This window comes from Kamptonema animale CS-326, from assembly GCF_028330895.1.
Classification (GTDB): Bacteria; Cyanobacteriota; Cyanobacteriia; order Cyanobacteriales; family Microcoleaceae; genus Kamptonema; species Kamptonema formosum.
Genome location: NZ_JAQMUA010000186.1, coordinates 1 through 14,254, shown reverse-complemented (window position 1 = coordinate 14,254; position 14,254 = coordinate 1). Strand labels below are relative to the sequence as shown.

Below are 14,254 nucleotides of genomic sequence, written 5' to 3'. Positions count from 1 at the left end.
CAAGTATTTTGACGGACATGATAATATAACAACTAACAACTAACAACTAACAACGAACAACTAACGAGTAAGAAATGATAATTGAGTGGTTGAAATTTAGAGTTCCTGCTGAAAAATGTGAGGCTTTTATTCAGCGAGACGAAGAAGTTTGGACGGCTGGATTAAGAAGCTTCCCTGGTTTTCTAGGCAAAGAAACATGGGTAGATCCAGAGCGAAATGAGGTCGTATTTATGATTCGTTGGGAAACTAGAGAACAGTGGAAGTCTATTCCGCAAAATAAAATAGATGAAATCGACCAATTGATGGGGGATTTACAGATGCCAATTGTTGAATTTCGTGAGTATCAGGTACGGAAGTTTTTGCATTAGACTTAAAGAATATAGCAATCCTAGATGAATTGTGAGAATAGATTTTACTCAATCAATCTTCATGGGTTTAAATTATTATCATAAATAACTTAGGTTTGTTATGTTTTTTAACCGCAGATCCAAGCAGATGAGTATAAAATTATCCGTGCAGAGTTGGATTCATCTGCGGTTAAAAGTTGAAATTAGGCAAATTTTTCTACTATGCGGATGAAAAAATTTACTGTTAAATAGCTTACTCCTAATACAAGAGCTACAAAAAGAGTAACGCTGAAAATAGAGCGAATTTGGTGAAGATATTTGTTATTTGAGTTCATTTTTTAAGTTCTGATTTTCAATTGGTATTAGAAATTGCCATCATATCATTTTATTTTAGTTTGTGCTGGCGTTAAGCGCGATCGCTTCTCGCCTCCTCTCCTTCGTTAATAAAAGTCACGCGCTATAGTGTGGTCAGGGGTATCCGGGAGTTAGATTATTTGCAGTACCCAGTCAATGGCTACACTCAGGAGTTTGCGGCGGGGGAGGGTGTGCTAGTTTGGCTGACTGGCCCAGGCGCGGGATTTATAGATGCGATCGCAAAAGTGGTAAAATCCTCTTAAAGTCCCAAACAAGCTAAACGAGCTGTAGTCAAGCCTCATGCCAAAATTAAAATAATCAGAAAACTCTTGGGCTAACCCCTAGCGAGTATATGAGTTAATAAGGATAGAACCCGATGATCCCCCAAGTCTCGCAACAAGTTTATCAAAGACGGGAAGACACTATGACTCCTAAAGCCGTGCGGAAGCTCGACCCCTCACTCCCAAAAGTGAGACCAACTTCTCACAAAAGGCACTGGCTGGAGTTGGCTGAGTATGCTTCTCTCGGTGCATCTGCTCTCGGTTCCCTAGCTGTGGCGCTTTCGGGTCAAGCTTTTTATGGGGTGGCTCCCCTGACTTTAGCACTTTCCCTCTCTGTTGCTAACCGCTATCGTTTTGAGCAGCAGAAGGTGGTTTCTCAAGATCCAGAAATTGCTGAAGTGCGGCGATCGCTTGAGAAAATGGAAAGAACAACTGTCGCGATCGTAGTTAAACTTCGCCAGCAATTATCAGCAGATATTGAGTCTCTCCGCCAGCAAATTGTGGCGATTCCTCGTTCAGAAAACTTTGACTCTATAGATTTTGAGCAACAGATTCTCAGTCTGGGTCAGTCGGTGTCTTCTCTACAAGAGATTGTAGCATCAGCTTTGATCGAAGTTCGGCAGCAAGTAAGTGCAGAAGTGCAAGCTCGATCGATCCCAGAAGCCGCAGATATAGAACCGATCCGGGAAGCGATCGCGCAACTGCAAAGCATGACTAAACACTTGACAGAAAATGCGCTCACCCAAGAAGATTGGAGGGTTTTAAATGCCAGGTTTTTATTAATTCAAGAAGCGATCGCAACTCTCCAGAATGATGTGCAAACTATCTCTCCCCAAACTGGAGAAGATTTATCGCTGATCGCAGCCAAAATTAACCGCTTAGAACAAGAGCAGCAAGAAGTTTTGAAACCTCACCTCAAGCGGTTAATTTATGTTGTGAAGCAGTTGCAGCAAACAGAATAGAAGGAAGAAGGAACAAGGAAGAAGGAAGAAGAAAAATACAATAAAATCAATAGTTTTAGCAATTGCCAAAGTTTGCTCTGATTGCCTTGGCGGTTGCTATATGATTTAGGACTTATGCAGATACAAGATCGTTATGTCATTGCGAACCCAGCGAAGCAATCCCGAACCCCGATTTTTCGTACTTCATGCGTAAGTCCTATGATTAATATGGAGCGCCACCTTGCTAAATTCTCCGATTCAAACCTTCCTCGACGAATTACACCTGAAATTCCAGCCACTAAAAGAGGGTGTACTGCCTAACTACATTCCCGAACTAGCAAAGGCAAATCCTGACTGGTTTGGCATTTGTGTTGTCACAGCAGACGGTCAAATTTATCAAGCTGGTGACTGCGATCAACTATTTACAATTCAGTCAATTTCTAAAGCTTTTGTCTATGGAATGGCCTTAGAAGATCGGGGTCGCGATTACGTTTTAACCAGAGTTGGTGTTGAACCTACGGGAGATGCTTTTAATTCTATTCAAGTAGATGAAGTTTCAAAACGGCCTTACAATCCAATGGTAAATGCAGGCGCGATCGCTACTACCAGTTTAATCAAAGGCATAGACCCCACCGAACGCCTCAACCGAATGTTAGATATGTTCCAGCGTTATGTCGGTCGCGATTTATTCGTAGATATGTCCGTTTTCACCTCAGAACGCAGCACCGGACATCGCAACCGCGCAATGGCACACCTCATGCTCAATTTTGGCATGATTGAGCCCAATATCGACGAAGCTCTAGACCTTTATTTTCAGCAATGTTCTGTCATGGTTAACTGCCAAGATTTAGCAGTTATGGCCGCCACCCTCGCTAATTGTGGCATCAATCCGATCTCCAAAGCACGGGCTGTTGAATCTCGCTATGTGAGAAATATTTTAACAATTATGTACACTTGCGGTATGTATAACTTCGCGGGTGAATGGGCTTATACAGTCGGCCTTCCCGCCAAAAGCGGCGTTTCTGGGGGAATTATCGCCGTTGCTCCTCATAAAATGGGGATTGCAGTCTTCTCACCTTTGCTGGATTCTCATGGTAGTAGTGTGAGAGGTCTTAAGGTATGTGAGGAAATTTCCGAACAATTTGGCCTGCACTTATTCGATTTACGAGCGGACAATTCTCAATTTTTGGGAGTTAATTCTGAGTCAACTTAAGCTGGCGAATAGAATTCGCAGCTATACAAACGAAGTCAACTTAAGCTGGCGAATAAAATTCGCGGCTATACAAACGAAGTCCGCCTGCGCGGACTGTAGAATTTTAACCCAACTCATGCAGATTTCGTCTGATTCTTATAGTCCGCACAGACCGACTTTGTTTGTGTAGTAGCGGTTTCAACCGCCAAGTAATTAAACAGGTAACTGTGCTACAAGATTAAAAGTCAACCCTTGTCAATGTCTTACTGAAAAATCCTATGACTGCAACTGCGATCGTTACTGAAAACCCCTTACTAATTGGCAAAGGACTACCCCCCTTTGATGCCATTAAAGCAGAGCACGTAGTCCCTGCAATCACACAAATACTGGCAGAACTAGAGAAAGAGCTTAACAGCTTAGAAGCAACTGTTAAACCGACTTGGAGTGGCTTAGTAGAACCGCTACAGAGCATTGTAGAGCGTTTAAACTGGAGTTGGGGCATAATTGGACACTTAACTGGTGTTAAGAATAGCCCAGAATTGCGAACTGCTCACGAAACTATGCAGCCTCAAGTTGTCCAGTTTTGGAATAAATTTAGCCAAAGTAAACCGTTATATGATGCTTTTAAAGCATTGCATAGCGGCAGCGAGTGGGAAAGTTTAGACTCAGCTCAAAAGCGAATTGTAGAATCCTCTATCCGAGATTCAGAGCTTTCTGGCGTAGGATTAGAAGGGGATAAAAAAGAACGTTTCAATGCTATTCAAATGGAATTAGCAGAAATTGGTACTAAATTTTCTAACCACGTTCTTGACGCTACAAAAGCTTTTAGTCTCACTCTGACAAATAAGGATGAAGTTGATGGCTTACCTCCTAGTTTACTCAGTTTAGCCGCTCAATCTGCTCGTGCCGAAGGCGCAGAAGATGCTACTACTGAAAATGGCCCTTGGCGCATCACTTTAGATTTCCCCAGTTATGGCCCTTTCATGCAGCACAGCACCCGCCGCGACTTGCGAGAAAAGCTTTACAAAGCTTTTATGAGTCGTGCTTCTAGCGGCGAGTTGAATAATTGGCCGCTAATCGATCGCATTTTAGAATTGCGAAAAGAGAAAGCTGCTTTGCTGGGATTTAGCAGTTATGCTGAATTGAGTTTAGCTAGTAAAATGGCTCCTAATGTGGAAGCTGTAGAGGCTTTGCTGGAAGAATTGCGCGGCGCTAGTTATGATGCTGCTATCAAAGATTTGGAGAATTTAAAGGCTTTTGCTGCTACAAAAGGCTCCCCGGAAGCTCAAGATTTGAAGCACTGGGATATCAGTTTTTGGGCAGAACGTCAGCGCGAAGAAAAGTTTGCTTTTAGTGCTGAAGAATTGCGGCCTTATTTTCCTTTACCCCAGGTACTTGATGGCTTATTTACTTTAGTAAATCGGCTGTTTGGCGTGACTGTGACTGCTGCTGATGGTGAGGCGGCAGTATGGCATGAGGACGTGCGCTATTTCCAGATTGCTGATGAGAAAGGAAATGCGCTCGCGTATTTCTATTTAGACCCTTACAGTCGTCCCGCAGAAAAGCGCGGTGGTGCTTGGATGGATGAGTGTATTGTGCGGGCTAAAATCATCGATGTAGACGGACAAAAAACACGCTTGCCAGTGGCTTATTTAGTCTGCAATCAATCTCCTCCTGTAGATGGAAAGCCGAGTTTAATGAACTTTATAGAAGTTGAAACTTTGTTCCATGAATTCGGTCATGGCTTGCAGCATATGTTGACAAAAGTAGACCATCCGGGGGCGGCAGGCATCAATAATATTGAGTGGGATGCAGTGGAATTACCCAGTCAATTTATGGAGAATTGGTGTTACGATCGCGCTACTCTGTTCGGCATGGCTAAGCATTACGAAACAGGGGAAACTTTGCCAGAACATTATTATCAAAAGTTACTGGCTGCACGCAATTATATGAGTGGTAGCGGGATGTTAAGGCAGTTACATTTTAGCTTGGTTGATATTGAATTGCATCACGGCTATCAGCCAGGAGGCGAGGAAAGTGTAATGGATGTTCGCAACCGCATTGCTAAGACTACAACTGTTTTACCGCCATTGCCTGGAGATTCATTTTTGTGCGCCTTCGGACATATTTTTGCTGGCGGTTATGCGGCGGGATACTACAGTTATAAATGGGCTGAGGTTTTGAGTGCTGATGCTTTTTCGGCTTTTGAGGAGGCTGGTTTGGAAAATGAAGATGCGATCGCATCTACAGGGGCTCGTTTTCGCGATACTGTGTTGGGATTAGGGGGAAGTTTGCATCCGATGGAGGTGTTTAAGGCTTTCCGAGGAAGGGAACCGAGCACTAAACCTTTATTGGTACATACTGGTTTAGCTGTTGCTTAAAAGTAAGGTGGTGCTGTTGTTTAAAGGTCAATTTTTTGCAGACATTTTTAGCAGCAACACCTACCTTAAGACTAACAGGAGTTATGCAAAAATATCCGTAACGCCGCCCAGAGGGAGGCGTTACGTAAAATGTATGTAGCAACTCCTGTAGTCGGTTAAGACGTTCTGAGTTCCACCAAACTCGCTGATTCTATTCCCTTTCCCTTCTTTCCCTAGCCCCTAGCCCCTAGCCCCTAACCGCTGAAAGCGGTTGCTGTTATGCTTTTTTCATCGATTTGCGTCTGGCTGCAAGTAAGCCACTTCCACCCAAAATTAAACCCACCATTGTTGTTGGTTCTGGAACAGCTTCAGCGCTTAGAGTGACTTCGTAATTACCACTATGAGAAATGCCGTCATCTGAAGCTGTTAAACCAGATTGTGTGGCATTAAAACTGTATTTATATTCAGTTTTACCGCCATAAATAACTTTAACAAGTTCGCTTGCTTGTAAGGGCAATCCAGGTATTGAAGGAATTCCTAACAAAGCTGCGGCATCGTAGTGACCCGCTAAACCAATTTTAATTGTCCCGCCATCTTGATTGACATAAGAAATATTTGGGTCGCTAAAACGCTGAAACCCACCGGCAAGTAGAAAAGTATTGAATAGTAGTTGATTGGAAGCGATACCGTATTCAGATAGTGCATCTGTAAACCACTTCTTGGCTAAACTTGGTGAGTTGTAAAGAGGTGCAATTGCTGCTGAAAAAGCGGCTGCTTTTAGGATAGGATTTGCGATCGCGCTAGCACTAGCTATAGCTGTCTTAACGCTATTTACGGCTAATTCTCCGAACCAATCTGTAGCCATTAAACTACTTAAAACGATGTCTTGACCGCCAATTTGACCGCTTAAGCTGGTGTATTGATTATAATCTAAGAAATTGTAAAGAGCATTAAAGCTCTGAAATATATTTGCTGGGGAAATTGGAGATTGTTCGCTATTAGAAAATAGCTCTACGTTCCCACCAGGATTGCTACTATCTCCATCTAGGGCTGCTTGTACGTTAGCCTGAGTATTAGCGACTGTGAATGTGTTAGTACCGTTGGAGGAATATGTTAAATAAGCTGCTGTACCACCAATGGTAGCACCAGTGATGGATGCAGCTAAAGATGAAGCAGGAGCGATCGCACCCAAACCAGCTAATACTGATGCGCTAATTAAAAATTGCTTAACATGGAAGTGAGGAAGCTCAAGCTAAGTGGTAATTGTTTGGCATCCCTAAGTAATTTCAACTACATAAGGGTAGAGAACTGTGACTTCTAGCGGCATATTTTCCTTCTATTCCGTCCTAGTCTAAACTCTTCCCAAAGGTGAATTATAAAGTTACTGTAGAATTTACTTAAGCTTTGTGTAAAGATTTGGATAAGCTTGGCTTTCCTGTCCGTAATCTTACTGTGGCAGCAGAAGTAGGGAGACTGGCAATCGGTGATATTATTAATTACTGAGGATTTACACTCATAAGATGGCACTGCTATAAGTATTTTCACCTAAGTCCTAATGCTTATTTGTTGCCATGCGCTTTTAGGGTAAATTATATTTTGATTAACAAAATACTCATCTTAACTAAAAGCAACATAACAATATAAAACTTAACAAGTATGGATAAACTAACTGACTTCAATTTAGCTGTAACTCATGAAAAAACTGCTAACTTTCACCCGGCAAAAAATTGGAAAAATCCCCTTAGTTTAACTTCTATTCCTTTAGTAATTGTTAGTATTCTGCTGACTATTTTGAGTTGGGGAAATCCCGCATTGGCCCTGAGAAGAGGCGATCGCGGCCCTGAAGTTGTCGAACTCCAGAAAAAATTGCAAACGAGAGGCTACTATGCTGGTGAAACTACAGGATTTTACGACTCTGCAACTCGCGCTGCTGTCAGAAAATTTCAGCAAGAAAAAGGTTTGAAAGTTGACGGAATTGCTGGCCGTCGTACTCTCTCAAAGCTACAATCTAAATCTGAGGAATCTCAGGCAACTTTAACCACAACTAAGACATATTCCCAACAAACATCTAAGTCTGAGAATGTTAAACCACCTGCGATCGATGGTAAAACAGATAATGCTCCGAAAAAAGCAGAGACTTCAAACAAGATGACGCTCAAAAAAACTATTTATGGCAATATTTCGCCTAAATCAGTTGTTTATTCGGGCGCAGGTTTGTTTTTTGCCCAAAACATGATGTACCGCCACACAATCTCTGTTTACGATCGCAAATTCAATTTAGTCAAAACTATTCCCGATACGGTGAAGTTATCAGCATTTGGCTTCTCAAAATTCAAAGGCAATTATCGAGGTGCTCCGGTTGAAGCAGCTTTTTCTACTGATGGCAAGTACGCCTATGTATCTAATTATCAAATGTACGGTTCTGGATTTAAAAATCCAGGTAGCGATCGCTGTTCTCCTTCAGGAAAGCACGATCTAAGTTTCTTGTACCGTATTAACACCGAATCTCTTAACATCGAAAAAGTTATCCAAGTCGGTTCCGTTCCCAAATTTAATGCAGTTTCCCCGGATAACCGCTTTCTGCTAGCTAGTAATTGGTGTACGTGGGATTTAAGTGTAGTAGACATCGAGAAAAACCAGGAAATAAAGCGGATTAAACTGGGTGCATATCCGCGTGGTATTGCCGTAGATGCAGAGTCAAAAAATGCCTATGTTGCTGTCATGGGTTCCTCCGATATTGCCAAGGTAAGTCTCGAAGATTTTTCTGTAGAAAGGCTGAAAAATATTGGCAGTTCGCCGCGTCATTTGAACATTGACCCCGCTGGAAAATATCTTTATTCTACTTTGAATGGTGAGGGAACTGTCGCTAAAATTGACCTTAAAACTGGTAAAGTTGTAGATAAAGTTGGTACGGGTAGAGCGCCTCGTAGTATGACGATTTCTAGTGACGGTCAAATGCTTTATGTTGTCAATTACTTTTCTAATACTGTCAGTAAAGTCCGTACCAAAGATATGAAAGTGCTGCAAAAAGTTAATGTTAATTCGCACCCGGTTGGAATTACCTACGATCCTGAAACTAAGCAGGTTTGGGTTGCTTGCTATTCTGGTAGTATTATGATATTTCAAGATTAAAATCTAGGGTAAGCGGGGATGTTTAAGGCTCAATTTAATTGCAGATATTGTTGACAGCAACGCCCACATTACGACTTAACTTAAAAGTAGAGTGGGCGCTGCTTTTAAAGCTTAATTTAATTGCAGATATATTGGCAGCAACGCCCACATTACGACTATTAAATACGCTATTCGCCACCGTCTGCGAAAATGAGGAAGTCGCTGCGAACCCAACCCGTTGCGCCGGACTCCACAAACCGAATGTTGCACCAATTGAGGTCACTATCCGCTGTGTCTCCATCCTGTACGCAGCGAATCACTTCCACCTTGTCACCCGCTACCCCATAGTGTGGGGAACTTGAACTAATCGTAGGTTGCGATCGCACACTGATACGACCATTGGGACTATCAGACCGCAAAGTGTTAATCCGACTTTTGCCACTCCCTGATGGATTGCTTTCTTTGTCATTGGAAGTTGCATCCCAATACACATAAATTGACTCAGTTGCTAATCGATAAATTTGACCGCGATCGCCCAAACCAGCTTGGCGATAGGCGGCTTTACCATTCTGGTCTACATAGTTTCCCGGTCGATCTCCAACTGGGCTCAGATCGTAGCGTTTGCCATTTTGGAGTTGGATACCAACAACGCCTTGACGTTGAGAAAAGGTACATGGCCCTGAAGACGATGCTCGATCTTCTCCTTGAAGATAAACATCACAGCGAGCCTTTACAGTATCTGCTTTAGCACCAACGGCAATGAAAAATGAGGCAACCACTGTCGTTACAATCAGTAGAATGTTTTGAGGTTTCATTTCTAAATCTTTATTAAATCCAGTGTGATATTGATCGTATCATTTCCGAAAAACTATCTCACTAAAATTAACTTAATTTAATAACTTAAAGTAGGTGGGCGCTGCTGTTTAAAGCTCAATTTGTATTCAAATATTATTAGCGACAGCGCTCACCTTACGACTCCATTTGATTGCAGATATTATTAGCAGCAACGTCCACCTGACGACTATTCAAGGACGAACAATATAATCAGAAGATTGGGGTTCTGCTTTTCCCAGTTTAACTAAGGTTTGATAAACCATAGCAGCTACATCAGCGCGAGTTGCTGGTTGATTTGGGTTGAGTAAATCTCGATTTGGATAGTTAACAACTAGGTTAGCCTGTGTTGCTGCTGCTACTCGTTCAATAGCCCAACTTGGTATCTGCTTACTATCTTTATAACTCTTTAAAGTTGAAGCTGATTTTGTGGGTGGTTTCAGGTTGAGTCCGCTGGCTAAAGCTGCCACAACTTGCACTTTGGGCACATTTTGATCGGGACGGAAAGAATTTCCGGGATATCCTTTCATAAATCCAGCTTGCACAGATTTGGCAATGGCAGGAACAGCCCAGTTATTAGCTTTTACATCCTTAAAGTTAACAGGTTTCTGTGCGAGTTTTTGGTCAGTAACTATGCCTTCAATTATTGCTGCTAACTCTGCTCGAGTTACTGGCTGTTCTGGTCGAAAATTACCATCCTCAAAACCAGTAATGATTTTGCGTTCTGAGAGTTTTTCAATAAAGGGACGCGCCCAATATTTGTCAGGAACATCAGAGAATTTAATCGCAGCAGTTTGGGTAGAATTCGATTGAGGTACAGGACTTATTTTAGCAGGAACTATGGCTGTTTTAACTGGAGGAGATTGAGGTTTGGGAGTGGCGGGTAAGGGGACAGAGTTAATGATTGCTGCTTGAGGAATGATATTTGCCGCAGGGGGAATGAAAGGAATTGCTTGCGGTTGAGGTTTAGCAGGAGATGAAGAGGGACTGACACTTGGACTAGCCAAAGGTTGACTAGGACTTTTCTCGACTGGCTGCGATTGGTTCAGCCTTGCTGGTATGCTAGAGGATGGACTGGGAGATGGCGAAGTTGAGATGTCTAGTTGATTGCCATTTTGACCAGTTGACCAAAAGAAAATGGCTGCGATCGCGCTGAACGCAACTGAGATCGCAATCCATTCATCGAAGCCTAGAGGTTTGTTTTCCGGTGATGGGGGTTCTGGAGATGCCATAGTTTTCCCTGCATAGCGATGTGTCAATTAAACCACAGCGATCGCTTAATTGCAAAATCTTGGGTAAATTTATGATTTGGGCGATCGTAGTTTGCCAATTTCTAAATCAATTTTTGTATCTTCAGCAGACATTTCACTTAATCTGCGCTTAGCAGTAGAGAATCCTTGCAAGGCGGCTTTCTTGTACCATTTTATTGCGGCTAACTCATCCTTGATGATTGCGGCTTCGCCATCGTCTATACCTAAACCAAGGGAATAGATATCGCCGAGTATCTCCTGTGCAAAAGGGAATCCAAGTTCTGCTGCTTTGCGATACCACTTAATTGCTTGCTCTACATTTTTATCGCTCAAGTAAAGCGTTGCCAGATTATTTTGTGCAACAAGATGACCTTGTTCAGCGGCTTGGTGGTAATACAAAATCGCTTTAGCTGCATCAGATTGAATGCCGAATATTGGGTCGTAGATGCAGCCAATTGAAAACTGGGCTTCAGGATTTCCTGACTCTGCTAGTGGCAGCAAAATTTGCAATGCTTCAGCATAGTTTCCAGATTCAAAAGCAGTTATTCCTGTTTCAAAATTAGACATTTTACTCATTTTCGGGTATTGCTCCGGGAATTTCATTAGAATCCCACCAATCTATTTCTTTTGGACAATCATATTCTTTTTTAAGTGGTCTAGCTATTAAGCCGCCACGCCAGTCTTTACACTTGTAGACGCAGTATTTGTAGTTTGTATCGGGAGGGCCAGGTACTTCAGCAACAAGCTGACATCTCTTGCCCTCTAAATTATCAGAGTCGGAGTTCATGCAATTAAGCTATGTTTGAAAGGGCTTTAGCCCTTATTACAAACAATATTACTCCAAAGTTTTCACGCTCAATACTTGCGGCGGCGTAGAATCAGGAGGATAGATAAAATCTACCTGTACCGATCGCTTTTCTCCGCTTGCTAATTTCAACTTAACCATCGGTTCTACAACTTGACCAACTCGATGCCACAAATGCACGTAGCGTGTCAGATTTTGACCCCTATCATCTTTATAACGCAACCTGACTGTGCCTCGGAAATAGGGGAAATCTAAGGGAGGTTTGCGAAATCGTAACCCGTTTTTTACTAACTTATCTTCTTTCAAAGGTGTTTCCAGTACGATCGCCACTTGCTGCGGTCGATCGCTCGTGTTGTGCAGAGGAAAAGTAAGATCGTAGTGGACACCGTAGTTACCGTGTGCTTCGTAGGCCGTATCTGGATAGCGTACTAGCAGTTTTGCTGTTTGCACTTGGTCTGTACCGAGTCTACCGCCTCGGAGGGTGGCGATTCCGTAGGAATAAGCCTTACCGCGTTGGGGAATTGTGAGATTAGTGCTATTTTTATCTACTAATTGTGCTTGCCATCGCGAACCTTGTTGCACGCCTGCAACGCGACTGTAAATCAGATTGCCAGGGGCTCCGGGTGGTGTCGGAGTTTTGTCGCGGGGTAGAGCTAAGCTACCATTGTATAACAAATCTTGCCATTCTTTGAGAGTAGGGGCGCGATCGCTACCATCGGGATTTTTCTTGGCATACAACGCCAAAGTCGCAGCGTAAACTTTACCGCTACTTTTCAATGCCATAAAGGTAGAACGACCATTTATAGGCTTTGGCAACTCCCGCACCGGAATTGAACCATTGAGTAGCATCTTGCTTTCCCCAGGGGCAAGTACCAGTTTTGCGGGAAAATTGGGTTGTCGCACTCCCCGCAAAATATTATCTACAGCACGAATGCCGTGACCAGAATATACTTCCCCTTGAGGATTCTCACTTATTGGCGGCTTTTGTTTGAAAGGCGCATCTGGTTCCATCAGATAACTCGCTGCCTGTAAGACTTCCACCGTTACGGGTTGTTTGCCGGGATTGTGTACAATCGCCCCGATGTATAAGGTTTGCAAGTTTGGGGGAGTATGGGTGAAGTGATGGGCGAATAAGTTAAATTTTCCCTGAAATGGGAAGTTAAGATGAGCTGCGGGTACTTTTTTCCCTTCTGAAGGAAAGGTAGAGAGCAAAATTCCCTCTTTTTTCACCCATTCTGGACTGTCGCTGTTGAGCATGGGTACATTATCCAACGATCCAGGCAGCGATCGCACTTCATTATTGACTAGGATTTCTTGGGGTGCTGGCTTAGCGGGAGTTGGTGAGGGCGATGGAGTCTGTGCTTGTACGAATGGGGCAGGTTTTTTGAGTAAAAATAATCCACCGCTGGCGATCGCGATCGCGACGATCAAAGCAATTCGAGTCAGTTTACTTTTTTTGGGAATCATTTGATTTGGCTGTAGGCGAATTTAGAACTATTTAGGATTTACGCTAGTCTAAATTTGCCTACAGTCTAAATCCTTGATTGAGAATATCCTAACCGTTGTGGCAACTGCTGTATTTTCGTCAAAAAACCCGGTTTCTTTGGTTGGGTGCGTAAGTCCTGCATCGCCAAACCTTGAGTCCGACAGGGGTTAAAACCCCTGTCTCAAAGAGCAAGTCCTCTGAAGAGGACTAAAAAACTCATTAGTCCTCTTCAGAGGACTTAATTTATTTAGACAGGGGTTTTAACCCCTGGCGGCTTTCAGCTTAAGTTGACACCAATGAATGTTCCCAACTCCCTGTTATTCAGGGGCACGCGGTGCGATCGCCCCATCTCCTTTAGCGTCGTCTACTACCGAAACCACCGCGCCGTGAAGGAGCTACGGGACGCGATCGCCCACCGCTACCAAAACTCGGTTGTCGCCTGTTTTGGCTAGGACGTGCAGAAGGCGATCGCCGTAAATTACTACCGCCGTAACCGGAACCTGTAGAACGAGTTCTATCTGGCGAAGATGGTCGAGTAACTGGTCTATTGACTGAAGGCGATCGCAACCCTCCAGTTGTCCGCAAAGTTTGGCGGTTTTTGACTGCTGGAGGCGGCGCTTGGTAGCGAGTTTGGTATCCCTGAACAGCTTCCCGATAGCTATTACCATAACCGCCGTATCCTGTCATAATTCCCCCTGGCTGATAAACAGGAGGAACATAGTAGCGGGGAGTAAATAATAAGCTACCTAAAGCTTGACCCGCTAGCGCTCCTGCAAACGGGGCCCAGAAATTAGATTGTTGCCTAACTACAACAGTTTCAGTCTGACCCGTTTGAGGATTACTTACAGTTTCAGTGACATTATGGACGTATTCAATTTTGAAGTCTTCTGTCAAGTGCAAACTCGGCTGATTGCCCTCTATACTGAGATAACTTTTCTTACCGCCACTAATTTCTTCATCACTTAGCCGAGCCATTTGTAAATCTGTTGTCCGATAAACAGAAGAACTTCCAGCCGGCGTATTGAGCAACATTAAGGTATATTCTCCATCCGCATCATTGTAGGTAGCTTGCTGTACAGGATATTGACCCTGAGCTAAGCGATTGATCGCCGAATTACCATTTCGATTAGCATTGGGTGAGGCAGTAGCATTAACGTTCTGATTCGCATTGCGCGTTGGAGTAGAAGAACCGCAGCCTATAGTAGTCAAACATAAGCTCACAGCCATTAAAAAAATTGTTAACTTACGCAGCATAATTGGTATTTGTTAATTGTTGGTTGTTAGTTGTTAGTTGTT

The 14,254-nt window shown here is 43.2% G+C and carries 13 protein-coding genes; 6 read left to right on the top strand and 7 right to left on the bottom strand.

Annotated elements, in window-relative coordinates:
* Positions 1–74 precede the first annotated feature (74 nt).
* The 5 genes from PN499_RS11035 (at position 75) to PN499_RS11015 (ending at position 5,496) form a co-directional block, all read left to right on the top strand.
* Positions 75–368 (top strand): TIGR03792 family protein, encoded by a 294-nt coding sequence (locus tag PN499_RS11035; protein ID WP_272031912.1) that lies wholly within the window; start codon positions 75–77, stop codon positions 366–368.
* A gap of 473 nt (positions 369–841) precedes the next feature.
* Positions 842–964, top strand: a complete 123-nt coding sequence (locus PN499_RS11030; RefSeq protein ID WP_272031911.1) for a hypothetical protein — start codon at positions 842–844, stop codon at positions 962–964.
* A 113-nt stretch (positions 965–1,077) separates the two neighbouring features.
* A complete protein-coding gene (locus PN499_RS11025; RefSeq protein WP_272031910.1) occupies positions 1,078–1,944 on the top strand; it encodes a hypothetical protein in 867 nt (288 codons plus the stop codon).
* Positions 1,945–2,164: 220 nt separating this feature from the next.
* Positions 2,165–3,136 carry a glutaminase A gene (gene glsA, locus PN499_RS11020; protein ID WP_272031909.1) on the top strand — a complete coding sequence of 324 codons (972 nt, stop codon included), beginning with the start codon at positions 2,165–2,167 and terminating at the stop codon, positions 3,134–3,136.
* 257 nt (positions 3,137–3,393) lie between these two features.
* The gene (locus PN499_RS11015; RefSeq protein WP_272031908.1) at positions 3,394–5,496 is read left to right on the top strand and encodes a M3 family metallopeptidase; all 2,103 of its coding nucleotides are present in this window, start codon (positions 3,394–3,396) and stop codon (positions 5,494–5,496) included.
* Between the two features lie 256 nt (positions 5,497–5,752).
* On the opposite strand, the gene PN499_RS11010 is transcribed toward PN499_RS11015, so the two are convergent.
* A complete protein-coding gene (locus tag PN499_RS11010; protein ID WP_272031913.1) occupies positions 5,753–6,691 on the bottom strand; it encodes an NF038130 family PEP-CTERM protein in 939 nt (312 codons plus the stop codon).
* A 440-nt stretch (positions 6,692–7,131) separates the two neighbouring features.
* Between PN499_RS11010 and PN499_RS11005 the strand changes: the two genes are divergently transcribed.
* Entirely contained in the window at positions 7,132–8,607 is a 1,476-nt protein-coding gene (locus PN499_RS11005) for a peptidoglycan-binding protein (RefSeq protein ID WP_272031906.1), read from the top strand.
* 167 nt (positions 8,608–8,774) lie between these two features.
* Here the strand turns inward: PN499_RS11005 and PN499_RS11000 are convergent, their stop codons facing one another.
* The 6 genes from PN499_RS11000 to PN499_RS10975 all read right to left on the bottom strand — a co-directional run bounded on the left by PN499_RS11000 (position 8,775) and on the right by PN499_RS10975 (position 14,212).
* Positions 8,775–9,401, bottom strand: coding sequence for an SH3 domain-containing protein (locus tag PN499_RS11000; protein ID WP_272031905.1), 627 nt, complete (start codon positions 9,399–9,401; stop codon positions 8,775–8,777).
* 210 nt (positions 9,402–9,611) lie between these two features.
* Positions 9,612–10,649 (bottom strand): S-layer homology domain-containing protein, encoded by a 1,038-nt coding sequence (locus PN499_RS10995; RefSeq protein WP_272031904.1) that lies wholly within the window; start codon positions 10,647–10,649, stop codon positions 9,612–9,614.
* 69 nt (positions 10,650–10,718) lie between these two features.
* The gene (locus PN499_RS10990) at positions 10,719–11,234 is read right to left on the bottom strand and encodes a tetratricopeptide repeat protein (protein ID WP_272031903.1); all 516 of its coding nucleotides are present in this window, start codon (positions 11,232–11,234) and stop codon (positions 10,719–10,721) included.
* 1 nt (position 11,235) lies between these two features.
* The gene (locus PN499_RS10985; RefSeq protein WP_007355854.1) at positions 11,236–11,454 is read right to left on the bottom strand and encodes a hypothetical protein; all 219 of its coding nucleotides are present in this window, start codon (positions 11,452–11,454) and stop codon (positions 11,236–11,238) included.
* Positions 11,455–11,502: 48 nt separating this feature from the next.
* The gene (locus PN499_RS10980; protein WP_272031901.1) at positions 11,503–12,939 is read right to left on the bottom strand and encodes a DUF3370 domain-containing protein; all 1,437 of its coding nucleotides are present in this window, start codon (positions 12,937–12,939) and stop codon (positions 11,503–11,505) included.
* A gap of 373 nt (positions 12,940–13,312) precedes the next feature.
* Complete coding sequence (locus PN499_RS10975; protein WP_272031900.1) at positions 13,313–14,212, bottom strand: hypothetical protein; 900 nt, start codon at positions 14,210–14,212, stop codon at positions 13,313–13,315.
* Positions 14,213–14,254: the final 42 nt, after the last annotated feature.